Annotated in this window: 15 protein-coding genes; 5 read left to right on the forward strand and 10 right to left on the reverse strand. The window is 41.4% G+C overall.

Annotated features, from left to right (window positions below; genetic code table 11):
• Positions 1-12 precede the first annotated feature (12 nt).
• Both IGJ28_RS03945 and IGJ28_RS03950 read right to left on the reverse strand, forming a co-directional pair.
• Complete coding sequence (locus IGJ28_RS03945) at positions 13-1,032, reverse strand: LacI family DNA-binding transcriptional regulator (protein ID WP_003127935.1); 1,020 nt, start codon at positions 1,030-1,032, stop codon at positions 13-15.
• A gap of 245 nt (positions 1,033-1,277) precedes the next feature.
• Entirely contained in the window at positions 1,278-1,880 is a 603-nt protein-coding gene (locus IGJ28_RS03950) for a class I SAM-dependent methyltransferase (protein ID WP_156247572.1), read from the reverse strand.
• 316 nt (positions 1,881-2,196) lie between these two features.
• Between IGJ28_RS03950 and coaA the strand changes: the two genes are divergently transcribed.
• The 4 genes from coaA (at position 2,197) to IGJ28_RS03970 (ending at position 6,431) form a co-directional block, all read left to right on the forward strand.
• Positions 2,197-3,120, forward strand: a complete 924-nt coding sequence (gene coaA, locus IGJ28_RS03955; protein ID WP_003127932.1) for a type I pantothenate kinase — start codon at positions 2,197-2,199, stop codon at positions 3,118-3,120.
• 81 nt (positions 3,121-3,201) lie between these two features.
• The gene (gene guaA / locus IGJ28_RS03960; protein WP_438845192.1) at positions 3,202-4,767 is read left to right on the forward strand and encodes a glutamine-hydrolyzing GMP synthase; all 1,566 of its coding nucleotides are present in this window, start codon (positions 3,202-3,204) and stop codon (positions 4,765-4,767) included.
• 255 nt (positions 4,768-5,022) lie between these two features.
• The gene (locus IGJ28_RS03965) at positions 5,023-5,784 is read left to right on the forward strand and encodes a hypothetical protein (protein WP_252712538.1); all 762 of its coding nucleotides are present in this window, start codon (positions 5,023-5,025) and stop codon (positions 5,782-5,784) included.
• Positions 5,785-6,008: 224 nt separating this feature from the next.
• A complete protein-coding gene (locus IGJ28_RS03970; protein WP_252712537.1) occupies positions 6,009-6,431 on the forward strand; it encodes an NUDIX hydrolase in 423 nt (140 codons plus the stop codon).
• A 239-nt stretch (positions 6,432-6,670) separates the two neighbouring features.
• Here the strand turns inward: IGJ28_RS03970 and IGJ28_RS03975 are convergent, their stop codons facing one another.
• The 4 genes from IGJ28_RS03975 to IGJ28_RS03990 form a co-directional block, all read right to left on the reverse strand.
• Positions 6,671-9,688 carry a polysaccharide lyase 8 family protein gene (locus IGJ28_RS03975; protein ID WP_438845194.1) on the reverse strand — a complete coding sequence of 1,006 codons (3,018 nt, stop codon included), beginning with the start codon at positions 9,686-9,688 and terminating at the stop codon, positions 6,671-6,673.
• Positions 9,689-9,910: 222 nt separating this feature from the next.
• Complete coding sequence (locus IGJ28_RS03980; protein WP_252712547.1) at positions 9,911-10,720, reverse strand: PTS system mannose/fructose/sorbose family transporter subunit IID; 810 nt, start codon at positions 10,718-10,720, stop codon at positions 9,911-9,913.
• Positions 10,704-11,492, reverse strand: a complete 789-nt coding sequence (locus IGJ28_RS03985; RefSeq protein ID WP_081131063.1) for a PTS mannose/fructose/sorbose/N-acetylgalactosamine transporter subunit IIC — start codon at positions 11,490-11,492, stop codon at positions 10,704-10,706. The genes IGJ28_RS03980 and IGJ28_RS03985 overlap by 17 nt, the downstream gene beginning before the upstream one ends.
• 139 nt (positions 11,493-11,631) lie before the next feature.
• The gene (locus tag IGJ28_RS03990; protein WP_230321025.1) at positions 11,632-12,522 is read right to left on the reverse strand and encodes a PTS mannose/fructose/sorbose transporter subunit IIAB; all 891 of its coding nucleotides are present in this window, start codon (positions 12,520-12,522) and stop codon (positions 11,632-11,634) included.
• Positions 12,523-12,788: 266 nt separating this feature from the next.
• Between IGJ28_RS03990 and IGJ28_RS03995 the strand changes: the two genes are divergently transcribed.
• Positions 12,789-13,496, forward strand: a complete 708-nt coding sequence (locus IGJ28_RS03995) for a GntR family transcriptional regulator (RefSeq protein WP_081131065.1) — start codon at positions 12,789-12,791, stop codon at positions 13,494-13,496.
• Positions 13,497-13,519: 23 nt separating this feature from the next.
• On the opposite strand, the gene IGJ28_RS04000 is transcribed toward IGJ28_RS03995, so the two are convergent.
• The 4 genes from IGJ28_RS04000 to IGJ28_RS04015 form a co-directional block, all read right to left on the reverse strand.
• Complete coding sequence (locus tag IGJ28_RS04000; RefSeq protein ID WP_081131066.1) at positions 13,520-15,295, reverse strand: glycoside hydrolase family 35 protein; 1,776 nt, start codon at positions 15,293-15,295, stop codon at positions 13,520-13,522.
• A 13-nt stretch (positions 15,296-15,308) separates the two neighbouring features.
• Positions 15,309-16,472 (reverse strand): glycoside hydrolase family 88 protein, encoded by a 1,164-nt coding sequence (locus IGJ28_RS04005; protein WP_438845195.1) that lies wholly within the window; start codon positions 16,470-16,472, stop codon positions 15,309-15,311.
• 155 nt (positions 16,473-16,627) lie between these two features.
• Positions 16,628-17,455 (reverse strand): hypothetical protein, encoded by an 828-nt coding sequence (locus tag IGJ28_RS04010; protein ID WP_081131068.1) that lies wholly within the window; start codon positions 17,453-17,455, stop codon positions 16,628-16,630.
• A 6-nt stretch (positions 17,456-17,461) separates the two neighbouring features.
• Positions 17,462-19,198, reverse strand: coding sequence for a DUF2264 domain-containing protein (locus IGJ28_RS04015; protein WP_438845196.1), 1,737 nt, complete (start codon positions 19,196-19,198; stop codon positions 17,462-17,464).
• Positions 19,199-19,230: the final 32 nt, after the last annotated feature.

Consider the following 19,230-nt stretch of genomic DNA (forward strand, 5'->3'; position numbering starts at 1 on the left):
AAATATACCGCACTATTTCGCAATTGTCAATGCCTTCACGCTCTCACGAAGAATTAATTTTGTATCAAAAATCTTATTTGGAATTCTTCGAGAAGGAAACTCGATGGCGTCTACCAAAAATTTCGCTGCCGTAAAGCCAATCTCAAAGGTTGGCTGCATCACCGTGGTCAATGGTGGTGTGATGTATTCCGTTAGCTTCAATGCGTCAAAACCAATCACAGAAATATCCTCAGGCACTTTTTTCCCTGCTTCATAGATTGCTTGATAACAGCCGATCGCCATAGCATCATTCCCACAAAAAATAGCCGTAAGCTCGCGGTATTTCAATAATTTCTTGCAGGCATCGTATCCACCGGTCACTGTTAACTCAGCCGACTCCACGTAACGCCCTTTAAACGGGATCTGATGATCTTTCAACGCATGACGATAACCATTGAAACGTTCTTCCAATTGATAATAACCAGTACTTTCTTTTAGCATACCGATGTTTTGATGGCCATTATTGATCAGATAGCTGACTGCTTGATAAGCGCCTTCGTATTCTTTCACAATCAAACGGCCATTGTCTCTTTGATTGATTCCCCGATCGACGAGAATAATTGGTCGGTCATCAAAAAAACCGCTCTTCAATGAATACTCGTCAGGCAGCTGATGCGGTGTTGCCAAAAGAATACCATCCACTGATCGATGAGACAGCTCTCTCAAATATTGTATTTCTTTTTCTTGGCTATGTCGGGAGTTACACAATACCAGCATATACCCCAATGGATTGAAATAGCTTTCTGCTCCTTCAATGATTTTAGAAAAGAAAAAATCCGTAACGTCAGGAACAATCATACCGATCGTTTTTGAGTGGCGATTGATTAGATTCGAAGCAAAAAAATCTGGCTTATAATGGTGCTTATTAACGATATCCAGTACCCGTTTGCGGGTTTCTTCACTGAAACGGCTACCTTTATTGTTCAGAATTTGCGAAACAGTAGTTACAGATACCCCTGCCATTTCAGCAATCTGCTTGATTGTCAGTTTCATTTACTTCTCACCTCTTTCTTGCCTAAAGTGTAGCAAATTTTTTCTAAAAAAAATAGCACCCCTTGCTTTCTTCCAAAATTTTCTTTTTACAAGGGTTAAAAAACAGCTCCATTCCTTAAAAAAATCGACAAAAGAAAACAAAAAATAAAAGACCAGCGATTCTAGGCAGCTCCTAGCAAATGATCGTGGTCTTTAAAAAACAGGTAAACCTACTTGTGAACGTGAAAAACGTCTGCTTTGCGCGCTTATTCTTTGTAGCTTTGAATAATATAATACCCTTTGTCTTTTTTGATGATTTCGGCATTACCAAAGGTTTGTTGCATTTTCTTTTGGGCACTGGGGGCACCTTGTTTCTTTTGAATCACGATCGTTAATGTGCCACCAGACTTCAATAACGGAAAAGCGCCAGTCAAGATTTCATGTACGACATCTTTGCCCGCTCGGATCGGCGGATTGCTGAGAATTGCTGCATAGGTGGATCGGTTTAAGCTTTCGTAGATATTCGAAGCATGAATATCGACATTTTCGATGCCATTGCGTTGCGCATTCCCTTTGGCAAGATCGACAGCGCGCTGATTGATATCGATCATTTCCACTTGACGTCCCGAGGCATGAGCCAATGACAAGCCAATCGGTCCATAGCCACAACCAACATCCAAAATCACGCCTTCCGGCAAATCCGACCATTCAAACGCATCAATCAATACACGAGAGCCATAATCGACTGTCTCCCGCGAAAAGACACCACTGTCTGTCACAAACTGAAATTTCTTCCCTTTCAACTCAAAAGACCACTGCTCAAAATCATGTGCGGTATCCGGATTTTCTGTATAATAGTGATTTCCCATCTTTGTTCACCCTTTTTTCTTTTAACTAGCGATAGTTCTCGCTTTATCTGTTTGACAATCAAAAGCATTTCATTTGCTGACTCTTTTCCATGATACCGAAATTCCTGCAGAAGTAAACTCCCGATAATCCTTTCCTCGATGAATCTTAGATAATTTTCGTTTCTTTGCATACGATTTTTCCTGGTTTTTTTATAAGTTCCTGCCATTTCTATGGTAAAATATTTCCGAGCAGCAACCAGATACAGAAAATCAGCCTTTTCTGAAGGCCAAGTACCGGTCTGCAAAGATAGACAGGTTCTATATGAAGGAGTCGAACATGCAAGAAACCATGAATTTTTATCAAATTCCTCGGGAGCAATGGCAAGGCTTTTACACCAATGGCATGATGCCTTTCACTCAAGAAGAATTAGACAATATCAAAAGTTTGAATGACCGCATCTCGGTCCAAGATGTCGAAGATGTTTACGTGCCACTGTGCCATCTGATCCACCTTTATATGAAAGAATTTGAATCTCTCACGTTAAGTAAAGGACTTTTCTTGCATCGTTATGTCAAAATGCCGCCATTCATTATTGGCATTGCCGGCAGTGTCGCTGTTGGTAAAAGCACAACGGCGCGTTTGGTTCAAAACCTGTTGAGCCGGCTTTTCCCTCGGCGCACCGTGCAACTGATTACTACTGATGGCTTTTTGTACCCAAACGAGGTCCTAGAAGCACGAGGGATCTTGGATCGAAAAGGATTCCCTGAAAGTTATGACATGGAAGCATTGATCAATTTTTTGAACGCGGTGAAGTCTGGAGAATCTGAAATCAAGATCCCCGTTTACTCTCATGAAGTTTATAATATTATTCCGGATACGTTTGAAATCATCAATCAGCCAGATATTTTGATCGTTGAAGGAATCAATACATTACAGCTGCCCGCGAACCAGCAGATTTATGTCAGTGATTTCTTCGACTTTTCGATTTTCGTGGATGCGCAGCCCGATCTGATCGAAAAGTGGTATTTAGAGCGTTTTGAATCTCTTTTGGATACGGCTTTTCAAAAACCAAACAATTATTACTATCAGTATGCGATTGGCGACCGCGGTGAAGCAATCAAAATGGCAAAAGAAGTATGGAAAAATGTGAATTTAAAGAATTTACACGAGTATATCTTGCCTACACGCAGCAGAGCCGATATAATTCTCCATAAAACAAAGCACCATTCAATCGATGAAGTATTCTTGCGAAAATATTGACTGCTTCATTATTCACCCTTATGCTGTTGAAAAGGAACCTTCCTTTTTTCAATAAAACTAAAAGAATAGAGGTAATTTATTGTGACAAACGTTGACAACATGCCAAACGTTGAAAAAATTATCGTACTCGATTACGGTAGTCAGTACAATCAACTGATCACCCGACGTATTCGTGAGTTCGGTGTTTTCTCAGAGTTATTGAGCCACCGCATTACTGCTGAAGAAGTAAAGGCGATGAATCCTAAAGGGATCATCCTTTCTGGCGGTCCAAACAGTGTGTATGATGAGAAGGCATTTGGTATTGATGAAAAGATTTTTGATTTGGGGATCCCCGTGTTAGGAATCTGTTACGGTATGCAGTTGATTACTTATAAATTAGGCGGAAAAGTTGAACCAGCCAAAAACCGCGAATACGGTAAAGCAGAATTGGAAGTCACTTCTGCCGATGCTGCTCTTTTCCAAAATACACCTGTGAAACAAACAGTTTGGATGAGTCATGGCGATTTAGTTACCCAAGCGCCAGCAGGTTTTGACGTCGTTGCCACCAGCAAAGACTGTCCAATTGCTTCTATCCAACATGCAGAGCGCAAAATGTATGGTATCCAATTCCATGCCGAAGTCCGTCATTCCGAATATGGCAATGATTTGTTGCGTCACTTTGCAATCGATGTTTGCCAATGTACAGGCGGCTGGACAATGGACAACTTCATTGATATGGAGATCGCTAAGATCCGCGAACAAGTGGGTGACAAGAAAGTCTTATTAGGTCTATCCGGCGGTGTTGATTCTTCTGTCGTTGGTGTTCTCTTACAAAAAGCGATTGGTGACCAATTAACGTGTATCTTTGTTGATCATGGTCTATTGCGTAAAGGAGAAGCCGAACAAGTCATGGAAAATCTTGGCGGAAAATTCGGCTTGAATATTATCAAAGTTGATGCCAAAGAGCGTTTCCTATCCAAATTGGCTGGTGTTTCTGATCCAGAAGAAAAACGCAAGATTATTGGGAATGAATTCGTTTATGTCTTTGATGACGAAGCAACCAAGCTGGCCGGTGAAGAAGGCGTGTCTTTCCTTGCACAAGGGACCCTTTATACCGATGTGATCGAATCAGGAACAGAAACAGCACAAACGATCAAATCTCACCACAACGTAGGCGGTCTGCCTGAAGATATGCAATTCAAATTGATCGAACCATTGAACACATTGTTCAAAGACGAAGTTCGTGAATTAGGAACCCAATTAGGCATGCCCGACAGCATCGTATGGCGTCAACCATTCCCAGGCCCAGGTCTAGGTATCCGTGTTCTTGGCGAATTGACTGAAGAAAAATTAGAGATCGTCCGTGATTCAGATGCCATCTTGCGAGAAGAAATCGCCAATGCTGGATTGGATCGCGACATTTGGCAATACTTCACTGTCCTACCAGGTATCCGCTCTGTAGGTGTAATGGGTGATGGCCGTACGTACGATTACACTGTTGGCATCCGTGCAGTCACTTCCATCGATGGAATGACCGCTGACTTTGCCCGCATCCCCTGGGAAGTCTTACAAAAAATCAGCGTCCGTATCGTGAACGAAGTCGCACACGTCAATCGAATCGTGTATGATATTACGAGTAAGCCACCTGCAACTGTGGAGTGGGAATAATAAAAGAAACCGTGAATCCTTTGATACTAAAGGGATTCACGGTTCTTTTTTGCTTTTGAAGTTCTTTTACTGAAGAAAAGATACTATAGAGAAACAGTTATCATATCATCGTCTGAGATTAGTCGTATTACTTTATATGTTCAACTTCTGCTTTTTAAATAAAAATTAATTTTGTATACTATTCTTAATAAAATGAAAGAAAATCAAAAGAGCTAATATGTTTTTTAGCAATTTTCAGAAGAAAGGAGGGTTCTTTTGAACAAAAAGATATGGTTATCTGTGGATGTTCTGTTCAAAAATACAGTATGGTATAGTTCGGGCTCTAACTTGCATTCACTTGATACTCAACAGAGAGCATATGATATATGGAATAGAGCCAATGATTTGGTTAAAAAAAATGACAGTCCATTTGATCTCACTGATGGAATAACAAATCTAAAAAGAAGTATAAATCATCGTCTGAAACTTATCGAAGAAATATATCATTTAAAAAAAATAGATTTCCCAGAAAAACCCAAAGGTTATTTGGAGCTATTAGAAAGCTATTCTATTGTACGTCCTTATTTAATGAAAACAGTTATGGAGATTAGAAATCATATAGAACATAATGACACTCCACCACCTAATCACCAAAGATGCAAAGAATTGGTTGACATGGTTTGGTATTTTCTCAAGTCTACAGATTCCCTTGTTTCAAGCTTAACCACTGATTTCGAATTTTATATTTATGATAAAAATAATAACGAAACTCACTATGGGGGAACAGTTTATTTAGATCATACTACCCATGAGACTATGAAAATCTTGGGATGGTTCCCTTGCGAGTCTATAAGTACAGAAAAAAAAGAAAATTACATACCATTATATGTAGAAGCCTTGAACGGAAAAGAGAAATGGGATGACACTAAATACCATCAAGATAAATTAATCACAGATTTGTGGATCATCGGTACGGCAGATACGAAGGATTTTAATTATCATAGCTTTATCCGCCACCTCTTCATATCAGCAAGATAAACTAGAATCTTGAAACTCAATTGTTTTTTCTCTTTTTGTGATTTAATGAACAATTAGTTTGTTTGTCACTTTATGCTACTAGTTCGAAAGAGAAATTCAAACTTTTAAATTCCTAATTTTTAGTAATAAGAAACTAAGGAAACAGAGCACTACAAATTTGAATGTTGTACACCTACCTATTCCACACAACTTACTTTCAGAGAAAACTACCAAGGAGAGATTATATGCAAGTCACTATCATTGATACTAGTTCCGAGTTTGAGAAAAAAGTTAATTTCTCATATGTTGTCATTATTAGTAAATATATAGGCAAATTTCTATTTGTAAGACATAAAAACAGAATTACTCTTGAAATACCCGGAGGAAAGATTGAACATGGCGAAACTGCATACGAAGCAGCCCATAGAGAACTAGCTGAGGAAACAGGAGCAACTATATTTTCTTTGAAAAAAGTTTTTTATTACGAAGTGTCTACTCCCTTAAAAACTGACTATGGAATGGTATTCGTTTCCAACGTAACGCAAAAAAGTGCTGACTTGAAATTCGAAATCAGTGAGCTATACGAATTAAATGAATTCCCTAAGAATAGTACCTATCCGACTATTCAGCAAAAAATTTTTTCTCACTACCTTCTTAATAACGCCTGAAAATTTATTTGATAACCTGTTCTTTTATTAGACTTGCTAATTAAATCTGAATATAACAGTTTGTGGAGCTGATAATTGAAAGAGGCTTAACCAGTATCGATCCGAAAACAAAAATCCAGGTAGGTATTAGTACCTATCTGGATTTTTGTCTATTTCGCATCTCTTCCTGCGAACAGCCATAAAATCACGTGGTTTCGCGTATTGTTTTTGCCAACTAAAACTTTCCACCTTCTAGCCTTCTACTCCACTACGATTTGCTTACTGCCGCCATTTTTTTCTTCGAAAGTGATCGTAAATAAGTCGGTTGCGGCATCGTAAGTGATGCCTTCACTTTGGGATATGATTTGCTGGTAGTTTTTTGGAAGTTTTAAGGTCATGGTCGTTGTTGTTTGCGTAGGATCAGAGAAAGTATAGGTAGTCTTTCCTTCTGTGTTTGTCTTGATCAGCGATAATGGTTTATTGGCGGTGATGTCTGCCATCGTGCCGCCAGTGTTCTTCCAAAAATTGATTCCTACATACTCATTTTGGTCGAGTTTTACTGCTTGGATTTCTGATGTGTTTGCTAAAATTTCTAATGGCTTTTCTTTGGCATAAGCAGTCAATCCAGCCTCATCAATGCCTGGTAACGTGACATAGGCATAATGTTCAGCAACCGGGTTTTTACCGTGATCGATCAGAAATTTGCGGTATTCTCCTGTATACCTTTCATTACTAGGAAAAGCTTCATTGATTTCAGTATAACTGCCGGAACGCGTCTCATGAACCACCGTTACGGATGTTTTTTCAGGAAAATAGTAACCAATGTTTGCCTGTGAATGGTCAGAAGCTAGTAATAGCCATTGCTTGTCACTGACTTCTTTAGGCTGGTCAATGATTCCCTGATCCGAACGGACTTGATAGGTGTAATCAGCATTCAGCAAGCGGTTATCTACGACGGTTTCAATGGAAGCTGTCGTACTTCCTGAAATACCTGCCCCTAAAGCAACGATTTGTCCATCAACGATAAACCACGATTTCTTTGCTTGCAGGTTCATTGGTAGAACCGTGCCGTTGTTTTTCGTTTCAGCTTTGTTTAATGCCATTCCCACTGCAGCTGCACCATCATGCGCTACCCCACCGACCCATTTTTCTTTAGATGTAACAGCTGTGAAGGCAGAAGTTTCATCTGCAAGTTGTACGGTATCGACTGTCGTACCGGGTAAACGATAAGGATCGACAGTCGGCCAATAAGCAGCATTGAATTGAACGTCATCCTCATTGTAGAGATATACCATTCCGTCTGCTGTATGCCAGCCGCGCTTATTTTCTTTATTCCCTGCTTCAAATGATGAGGTTCGACTAGAATATAAACTTAGTCCCAACATATAATTCGGTGTTCGCTGAACGAATCGATCCATTGAAGCATACATTTTCGTACCAATAAACGGCAGAGTATTTCCTGTGATGGCATCATCAGCTAATAGCTGTTTCGTCATTTGTAAGTCGTTGAAATCACGAGGATTTGTTAAGTAATAGTCTGGATTCTCTTTGATCCAGTATTTCGCAGCTTCTTGGAATTTCTTTTGATAGTCTGAAGGTGCGAACTGCGAAACGATCAGTAAATTGTAGATTGTTGACGAGCCATAGCCGACTTTTGTTCTAGCTGGTGCACGTGAGATAGAGCGCCCATTAACTAATGGCAGCATTTCCCCTTGATAAATCAATGGCAGAAAGGCCTGATCCACGTTCTCAACAAATGCTTGAATGACAGCTGAATTCATTTCAAAGCTAGATCCTTGCGTGATGGCTAAGATTTGACCCACACCTTTGATCAAAACATTTCCGTATGAACCCGTATAAGGAATCGTATTGTGTTGGATAAAAGAGCCATCTTTATAAAAACCATCCCCTTTTGTGACCAAACGAAAGACTTCCTCTATGCTAGTAGTAGCTTGGGTGATTTTCCCGGCATTTTTTTGCAAGATCCCTAGGCCAAGTACAGTCAGAGCAAGATCCGTTCGATTGGCGCCGGAAGTAACAAAGTCGGGAATAAACGCAAGATCAGTAAATGATCCTTGCGTCTTGGTATACAGTTGCTTGAATGGGTCTGGTACATACCCGCTGATGGCGGCCGTATAGCGTTGCAATTTATCTGCTGGGATCTGATCACCGAGAATCATCAATGTACTAATCAACTTTTGCGGGATCCCGATTTGCCAATCCCACCAGTTTCCATGGTATTTTTTTCCATCGTAGTCTTTTTTTGTGACCATAAAATCTAATCCATCGATAATCGTTGCTGCCACTGTGGGATCTTGATACAAGGAACTGCCTTTTGTGCCGTAGGCCAATGCTATTTTTTGTAATTTGGTAAATTGGGTCGTCAAATCGGCAGACGGAGTATTCCCTTGCTCAAGGGGCCAGAGGGTCGTTCGATCCTCAGATTGAGCCATTGTTTGATAGAGTGCCACTGCATCGGCGGTGATCGTTTGGATATAATCGACTATTGTTGGATCGTTCGGATCATATTGATCTGAAACCAGTTGTTTTTGCCATTTTGCTTGTAATTGCGTGTATTCCTCCGTGGGATCGACGATAGGAATGCTGCCAACGCTGCCGCTGCGCATGGATGCCACAGATAGCTTCGATAGATTGCCAAATAAGCGAATCCCCACATAACCTGTCCACTCGCTATCGATCGAGGAACCATCTGGATAACGTACCTCTTCATTTTCATAGAAGAGCTGGTCATTTAAATATGCTTGAAAGCTTTTGCCTTCATAGCGAACCAGTAGCTTGTATGTCTGACCGGAAATTAGTGTCGGCCCCGAAATAGCCGTGAGCCATTTTCCTCCTGGCTGACCAAGTTGCCATTGGCCATCCCGATTATACGCGAATGACTGCCATTGACTTGTTTGCTGATCGTCAGCTCGAAAAACAAGCCCAATATTAGCTTGTCCTTCATACAAAAAGGTCAGCTCAAGATCACCTGAGGATTGCTCTCCGGCGTCTTTATTGAGTGAAACAGATTCTAAACTGGTACCTTGTTTTGTATTCGTAATCGTTAAGCCATTGCTGTTACTGGTTTTATCGGCTTTACCGACTACATCTTGCCACGTGCCTAATTGATTGGGAAAATCGGACTGATACAGCGGCTGTTCGAACTGCTTTTCACTCGTTTCTTCTTCAGCGACAGCCCCCACCTGTATTCCTTCAATAGTTCCCCCTAACAAAATGAGACAGCCTATCAACAATACGACTCTGCTCCCGTTTTTCATTCGCTCCTCCTTATTATGTTTCATCTATAAAAGCGCTACCAATTAACAAAAAGAGAAAAGAGTGAAGAAAACGATTTTCCGCACCCTGATTCTCTTGAACAACTTTTGTCAAACTTCTTTCACTGGTGTCCTAAGCGAAAAAAGCTTGATTACTACTTGAGACCTTTCACATAGACCACTAACTATGGTCTGAGCTACTTACTACTCTCTTGTTACTGTCTATTAACCTAAAATCCCAAATGCACTTAGTACGATGGATAAAATCAAAATAATCCAAATGACTCGAGTTGAGTTGAGTTTCTTTTGTCCTAGCATCCAGTAAGTTAGCAACACCAAAATAATCGGCACGAGGGATGGCAAGATGGCATCCAACGTATCTTGGATCACTAATTCCACACCGTCTTTTTTGTAAACAAATGGGACTGTCGCTTTGACCACTGATGGAATCAACGCACCGATGACTGTGACCCCTAAGACAGTCGCTGCATTAGTAAAGGCGGATAACTTATCTTTCAAGGTCGTTACTAATTTGACTCCTTGCTTGTATCCTAGCGGTAAAAGAGCTGCCCGGCCAAACAAAAGCGCAATATTGGCAATAATCCAGATGACACAACCAACAACCGAACCATTTTGAGCAAGCGTTCCGGCAACTGAACCAAAAATCGTCCCCCAGATAACGTGGAATAAGGAATCGCCAACACCTGCCAATGAACCCATTAATGCGGTTTTCAGCGCAAGGATCGTCTCTTTGGCTTTATGACCATCTTGTTCTTCGATTGCAACATCAATGCCCATGATCAAATTTCCAAAAATCGCATTCGTGTTAAAGAATTGATTATGCGTCCGCATCATGTCTTGCAATTGCGTCTCATCATGACCATAGAATTTTTTTAACACAGGTAAGATCCCATAAAGGTAACCGGAACTCATCATACGTTCATAATTCCAGTTTAATTGACTGGCTAAAATATAGCGCCAGCTGATCGTGTTCAACTCTTTTTTCGTCAGTTTTTGATCACTCATCGCCATCATATCCTCCTTCAAAATCTCCGGCAGCCGCTGCTGCAACAGTTCCTTTTTCGCTGTCACGTTTAAAGACTAACATCGCTGCGATCATTCCGATAATCGATACCCCAAGCATTGGAACTTGTAGATAAGCTGCTAAAAAGAAACCTAACAACAGATAGGGAATATAGTGTTTTGTTGGTAAGTAGCGTAATAAGATGGCTACCCCGACAACAGGTAAGACACCACCAGCTGTTTTCAAGCCTGTCATCAACCATTCTGGTGTATTTTCAGTAATCGTAGTTACCACAGCATCTCCAGCTAACAGCATCAACAAGATGGGGATAGCCCGGGATAATCCCCATAAAAAGGATCCTGAAAGTACTAAACGAGGAATTCTTTTGATTTGCATGTGATCGATTGCTTTGTCGATTCGATGCAAAAGAAAGACGTTACAGAAACGAGCAACAACATCTAGTTGCAGCATCAGCAAGGACACTGGAACCGCTAATCCGATCCCGTACTCGGCACCATTTCCTGAGATAACCGCAAAGGCAGTCCCTAATACCGCACCGGTAAAGTAGTCTGGAACCGAGGCGCCGCCAAAAGCAGCGATCCCTAAACGCATCAACTGTAACGTTCCGCCGACCATCAAACCAGTTTTCAAATCACCCATGATCATCCCAGAGATCATACCGGCGATCGCTGGCTGAGTCAATGTATTGGAAATAAGTGAATCATTGATTGCAATAAAAGCATAAACAGTAATAAGAATAATTTGATACATTGCTAAATGCATGAATTTTCCTCCTAATTGTAAGAATCAATCCGAGCGAATAAGCGGTTCAAAATGTTGAAAATAAATCGTAGACACTTCTCTTTATGTGACTGATTGTCTATTTTTTTATTTATAAACAGAACCCACGAACTGCTCGTGATCATCCTCGTAATTTTTCTATAAAGTCGATGGATGGATCGTTGGGAACCAGTTGTGCTGTCACAGTTACTCCTTTGGCAGCAATCGCTTCAAAGATTGGTTCTTCTTCTGGCAAGACTTGAATGCTTTTCGTCACTTCACGAGCTCCTTCTTTGTAACTCATGTTGCCGACATTGATCGATTTGATTGGTCCACCCGCTTCTACAAAACGCAAAACATCTCGAGGATTCTTGAAAAGTAAAAATAGTCGCTGTCTGCCATATCTGCCAGAACGAATATTTTTGGCTGCCGTTTCGACAGGAAGAACCGATAATCGCATGGTGGATGGAGCTGCCATTCTTAATGAAGATTTTTGCAATGGATCTGATGCTGCTTCATCATTGGCAACAATGATTCGTTGCGTCCCTAAACTGGTAGACCAAATACCAGCGACTTGTCCATGGATCAACCGTTCATCGATCCGGGTGTTCACAATGTTTTCTTTTCCTGCATAGGCACTGAAATCACTCAGTTCTTCTTGTTTCTCCTCTTCTATTTCTTGTTCTGCTTGATTCATACCGGCTTTGACATCAACGATGTTTTCCTTTGCCAGACAAAGCAATTCTTTGATAGTTGCTTTCGGATTGACGACTGCTTCGATGACTACAGACAATGTCATTCCTGCTAAGATCTCTACTTCTTCGACATGCAAAAAATTCTTTACTGCTACATTACATGGTGTTCCGCCTAACAAATCAGCGATAATCAACGTGGATCCGTTAAGGGCTTTCATTTTTTCATTAAGGTCATTTTCAAACTGGAGATTATCCCCGTCTGGTCGTAAAGAAACGGTATGAACATTCTCTTGTTGACCGACGATCATTTCTAGACTGCCTTTGACCCCTTCTGCCATGCCGCCATGACTGATCAATACAATGTTTTCCAATACTTTCCCTCCTACTCAGCAGGTCGCCCTACTTAACATGTTATGCTCCCTGTAAGCATACTATATCACATGCCAAGTTATTCGTAAACCTAATATCTTAATATATTGAATTTTATTTTTAAACCGCTTTCAATGGTAATTAAAGAGTAATTCCGCTTATAATTGAGTGGCAAGAAAAGATTTAACATGTTATGCTTAATCTACTAGTAAAATTGGAATGGAGGGAAACCGCTGTGCTCCCAAAATATGAGCAAATCAAACAAGACCTATTACAAGAAATCAAAAATCATACATTTATTCCCGGTGATAAATTTTATTCTGAGGCTGACATCAAGCGTATGTACTCTGTAAGTTCGATCACTGCGGTCAAAGCGTTAAATGAATTGACCACCGCTGGCTATCTTTATCGGATCCAAGGAAAAGGAACCTTTGTCTCTAAAGCAAAGGTATCCCAAAATGTGAAATTCTCCGATATTGAACTGCATTCCATCGATCAGGAGAAAGTGAAAGTATTGTCTGTAGAGGAAGACAATCAGCCTGAGATCCTTAAGGAACTAGGTCTAGCTGCAAGTGCATCCTATTATCGAATCAAACGGGTTCGTTTTTTTGGTGACATTCCCTTTTTGGTGCACATCACGCATTTACCTAAAAAACTAATGAAAGAACCGGTGGCTAAAGACCTCACAGTATATGCCAGTGTCTATGAACGTGTACGCAAAGACTTTGCGATTGATCTTTTCTCCCTTGCTTCGGTTGAAACGAATGAAATTGTCTTTCCTGATGATTCTGAGTTATTGAACTTGTTGCAGTTAAGTTTCCGTGAACCAGCAGTCAAACAAGTCAAACACTCGTATTTAGCGGACGGCAGTATCGCAGAGTATATTGTTAGCTACAAGCACTGGAAATATTTCAAAACAAAAATAGAAGTAGAGCCCGAGTAATCTGCGGGACTCTACTTCTATTTTTAGTCAACTAGTGGTTGCTCACAAAAGATGAGCTCATTAATTTCTATCCCTTCCGTTTCAAAAATCACGATCTCATTTGTGCCTTTCTTCAAAAACTCTTTCGGACAATACAAGGAATGAATCGGTCCTCTTTGCCAGTAACGACCTAAGTTGATACCGTTGACGATGACCACCCCTTTGCCATAGCTGCGGCAATCGATAAATGTATCCGCGAGGTCAGTCAATGTGAATTCAGCTTGATAAAAAGAAGGCTGGGCCGGATTTTTACCGGCAGTATAATCGATTTTTTTGAGTTGATCTGCTGACAATGTCAATGCATATTGCCGATAGCCTTGATGAAAATGGATGTCTTGCATGATTCCCCCACGAATGCCTTTCACTTGTGTCGGCCCATTCAATTTAAAGCCATAGTTCACTCGGCCTAAGTTCTCTACTAAAACATCTAGTTCAATCCATTCTTTCTCTGGCGTACCCTTGATCATCACTTCTTCCCCAAGGTTTTCTTGATATTGAATTGTCTGCAGGCTACCGTCTGCAAAAAGATGCAATCGGTCACTGGCCTCCACAACTTTGAGCTTATTTTCGTGATGATAATTTTTTAAGTTTACTGAATAAAGCATATACCCATAACCAGGTCCTGCTTCTTCCATCGTTATTGGATACATCGTTTCTTGGGCCGTCATCATCTGGTCTTTTACCGCCAACAGTGAGACGCTGTTTTGCACAGGGAATGTTCCTAAAGAACCAAATGTTTTCCTGCGGGGCTCGGCTTGCCACACTTCAGGACATACTTCTTTAATGGCTCTTTGTACATGGAAGTATTTCTCAGTCGGCTCGCCAGCTTCCGTCAATAACGCATCGTAGTCATAGCTAGTCACTTGTGGCAAATCCAACACACCACGAGCAGAACAACCATTATAAAAACCAAAATTGGTTCCGCCATGGAACATATAGAGATTCAATGAACCCAAGTCTAGCATATCCTTGACTTCATTAGCTAAATCTTGGCCATCACGCTTGATAATCGGTTCTCCCCAACGATTGAACCAACCGTCCCAGTATTCCATGCACATAATCGGCCACTTTTTGTCGTGTTTTGCCATAAATGCCTTCATCACTGCAGCGTTCTCTTTGGAATGACTCCCGAAATTTCCTGTTACGAAAACATCCTCTTCAATCAGTGTGCCCGCATCCAGCACTTCTTCCCAAGCACCATCTGACGTAAATAACGGAACATCAATACCGAATTCTTCCATCAACTGTTTCGTTTGCCGCAAGTACTCTTTCTCCATACCATAAGAACCATATTCATTTTCGACTTGCATCATGATGACTGGTCCGCCATGTGTCACTTGCAAAGGAACTAATTTTGGTAAAAGCACACTGAAATAAGAACGGACTTTTGCCATAAATCGTGGATCAGTTGAACGCAATCGCACGTGCTCTTTCAGCAACCAAGCAGGTAGCCCGCCGAATTCCCATTCCGCACAAATATAGACAGATGGCCGCAAAATGACCATCAAGCCAAGTTCTTGCGCCAATGACACAAAAGCGACGATGTCTTTCATCCCCTCAAAGTCATAGATGCCTTCCACTGGCTCATGCAGATTCCAAGGAATATAAGTCTCTACGGTATTCGCACCCAGTGCTTTCAAATTGTATAAACTATCTTCCCATTGCGCCGGCGTCATGCGAAAATAATGGATCGCGCCACTAATCAATTTAGTTGGTTTTCCATCTACCAAAAATTCTTCTTTTATCTCAAACGTTTGCATGTCGACTTCCCCTTTACCAATATCTTTGCCAATCAGGCATCGCCAACCGAATCAGCGCTTCTAAATAAAAATAATCTCCCCATAGATTAGGTTCATCGATGCCTTTTCCTTCGGCATGAGCATAAACGCCATGGAGCAGTAATCCTTCATTGTCAGGTACTTGACTTGCTGCATAGTGTTCTCCCAACTGATAAATCATCCCTTTGGCCAGTAACTGTGCATCGGGAAAAGCCTGCATTTTTGCTGCTTCCAATAGTCCGCAAGCAGCAATCGCTAATGCCGAACTATCTTTATCTGAAGGTGTTTGGTCATTAAAATCAAAATCCCAATAAGGGACGAGATCTGCTGGCAACTGTGCCAAAAAAACATCAACGATTTGACCATAATTTTGGGGAAATGGTTGTGTGTGCAAGTAGCTCTCATTCAATGGAATACCCAATATGGCCCTGCTTTGCCCCCGTGCCCAAACGGAATGATCGCTATTCCCTTGATGGGTCGCGCCATGACTTGGTTGACCAGTTTCGGGATCGAAGTAATACGTATGGAACGTTGTGGCATCCGCTTTGATCACAGTATTCAACAGTGTGTGATAATGTTTTTGAGCTGCGTCAAAATAGCGGGGATCTCCTGAAAGCTTTGTTGCTTCAAATAAAAGCGGTAAATTAAGCAGGGAGTCAATAATCAAGCGATATTCTTTCGGATCACCATAGTTTCCCCATGCTTGAATGAATGCCCCCTTCTCTTGAAAACGAGCCAGCAAAACATCTGCTGCTTGGATCGCTTCTTGCTTGCATTGTTCATCCCTCGTGATTTTGTAGCCCGCGACCGCAGATAAACTATATAAGAAACCGATATCATGATGATCCAGCACAAAATGCCTATCGAGGCGCTCTTGAAAACTGGCAATATTTTCCATAGCACGCGTCAAAAATTCTTCTTGCTTTGTCCATTCATAGGCTAGCCAGAGCATGCCTGTCCAAAAGCCATTCGTCCAGTCATCATTCGCTTTGATCCGATACTTGCCGTTTGTCCCACAGGCGGAGGGAAACTGTGTACCGAAGCGCTGACTATTTTTTTCAATCTGTTGAATAAAGGCAGTGATTTTTTCAATTAACCAAGCATCCGTCACTTTTTCACCTAAAGACAGCAAGCGCTGCTTATTTTCTTGAAGACGCATTAATCATCTCTCCTTAACTTGTTAACATATTAACTAAAAGCATTATAACATACTCTGAAAGAAAAAGCGACCTTCCTTCTTCAACTCTCGCAAAAAAGAGTGGGACAATCTCACACAAACATTGAGATGCCACACTCTTTCTTCAAAAAATAATTTTAGCGATTCCAACCAAAAACTTCGATTTGTGTAAGTGCCGGAAAAGGAGAATCATCTCCTGCTTTTTGCAACTGCCCATAGGTTATCCTACTGGTCTCCTTTTTGGGAAAGCGAAATTCCTGAAAAGCCATCGCATTCGTCGTCTGTAAGACAAGTTCTTCTCCGTCTGAAAAGACCAATGTGCCTTTGGTCCAATAACTATCATGCGGATAGTCGCCTCGGAACAACAAACGGACGCAGTCAATGACCACATTCCGGCCAAAATCAACGGTCAAGGCAGCATCGGCTTGCTGATTGATGCCCCAAGAAGCAAATGGATAAGAACCATGGGATTGATTGCCGTATTTTCCGTCAATAGCATTTTTTGCAAAGAAGACTGAATCATCTCGGGTCTCTACATTTGCAGAAGCATGAGGATATGCCCCGGTATCTGCTTTTTGATCATGAGAATTGAACGAAAGGTTTTGGTAATTCGTGATCTCAAAAGAATGGGCTTGTCTTACCATGATATGATGCCGCTTGGAAGAAAAAGCTGTTTCCACTCCTGCTTTTCTAGCAGATTCGCTTAAAGGAATCGTGTACTCCCATGTTGATTGCGGCAAATAGATCAGTGCCGGTGCCAATGTTTCATCCAACTGAACTACATAATAACGCTGGTCCCCCTGCACTTCTACAACGATTTTATCGCCCCGTTCATACGTATAATTTTTGATTGCTAAAACAGCCATGTCACTACCAGTAATTTGAAAAGGTTGTGCTTCTTTATCATGATCGATCGAACCTACGATGACTTGATCATCCTTGTTTTTCAATGAAATAGAAATCATTTTTATCTATCCTTTCCTGCTTTCTCTTGCTATAATACCGCCGACTAAGCAGATCATTCGCTGCTTACCTGGCATGATTTTTTGGGACAAGTACGGGAAACTGGTTCTCGGAAAAAACAAAGATGTATTGACTTCCGGTTGAACGATCCCTGCTTGTCCATAGCCTTCAATACTCACAATATGCGATGACCGTTCTTCCTCCACGACTCGACTCCAAGTCGTTCCTTTTTCGGATTGGGGCTGCCGACCGATCAGCGGCACGCTGAAGCCACCTTCGCGAAGTTCTATCGGCATACTCGTTATGATCTCATGGACCCGCAGATGACACTGACCAAATGGATAAATCTCTGTTGTGATCATTACTTCTTCAAAGGGTGCCCATTGATACCAGACCCCTTTACAGGTCAAGCCATAGCTAATCACATTGCCCTTTGTACGAAAATAAGAACCATCGCGAGAGACAGCTAGCGTATTATCAAAGGCTCCTTCTTCATACGTCACTCCCGCTTTTGGTACACTGAAACCGAATTTACTTGAATAAACAAACTTGCTGTATTTAGCTTGAGCATGGGCTTGGTTTTCGATCATCATCCCTGCTGGATACCCTAGGAGATGGTGGCTTGCTTCATCATGAACCATCAGCAGATTACCTTTTTCGATTACTTTCTGATTTTCTCGCTTAATTGGCATCCGTTCTGCTGACCAAAACGGATGATCCTCACTCACTGCTAACACCAAAAATGTTTTCAGCGACCAATAAGGGGAGCCTGGTGCATTGTAGCCTTCTGCCATCACTAAATTTTCATAATGATAACCAATAGATAAGCGGCCATCGAAAGTAAAAATATCATGGGTCATCCAGTTATGCATGTGGGCTGATAAGAGGGTCCGCAATTTTCCCCACGGGATCGCTTCAACCTCAGCAAAAACCAACGCCGAAAAAAAAGCGCCTTGAGCAAAACGGTAAATCTGACTCCGCCCATAAGGCAAAGCTTCACCATCTTCATCAAAGTAGTAAATAAAATCTTGCGCAAATAAAGTAGCCCGCTCAATAAATCGCTCTGACCATTCTGGATCTTCTTCTTTCATAAAAGTCGCATAGATCAAACCGTAATAATGAAAGGCAAAAGCAACATAATAATCGCGTTGCGTTACTTTTCCATCTACGTACCATCCATCACCAATATACATCGAATCGATCAACGCTAATTCTTGTGTAAGTTCGTTTTTTGCCAATGGATCCCCACACTGATACAATGCCACCCGGATCAACACTTTAAAGAATGTCCAATTGTTTTTGGGAATCTTACAGGTTAATGCGTGTGACAACCACTTTTTCAGTGCTTGTTGATTCCTTTCAGGCAATTGCTCCCAAACATATTCTTTATGTAGTAAAAGTGTTAATGCCAATGCCGCTGCTTCAACAATATATTGGTCATAGTCCGTGATCTCTCCCCAATAATTTTCGCTGCCAGGGTCGGTTCCTGTCATTAATTTAGCAACATAGGCATCTCGCAACGGATCATCTTGGCATGCTGTCCAATAAGGTGCGATCCCCCATAGCGGACGTACAAGCGCTTCCATCTCTGCACGCTTCTGATCATATACAGCACCGCTGCTACCTAAATTCAATCCTGGACGATCAGTGGACAAAATAGCTGCCCGCAACGGTTGCATGATTTGTTCAAGTGCCGCTTGGTAATCCTGACGAGTCAAAAAAGGATTCTCTTGTAACGACGTCATTGTCAGCCCTCCTCTATCGATTTACAAAATAG

The organism is Enterococcus sp. AZ091 (assembly GCF_051714805.1).
Taxonomy (GTDB): domain Bacteria; phylum Bacillota; class Bacilli; order Lactobacillales; family Enterococcaceae; genus Enterococcus_D; species Enterococcus_D gallinarum.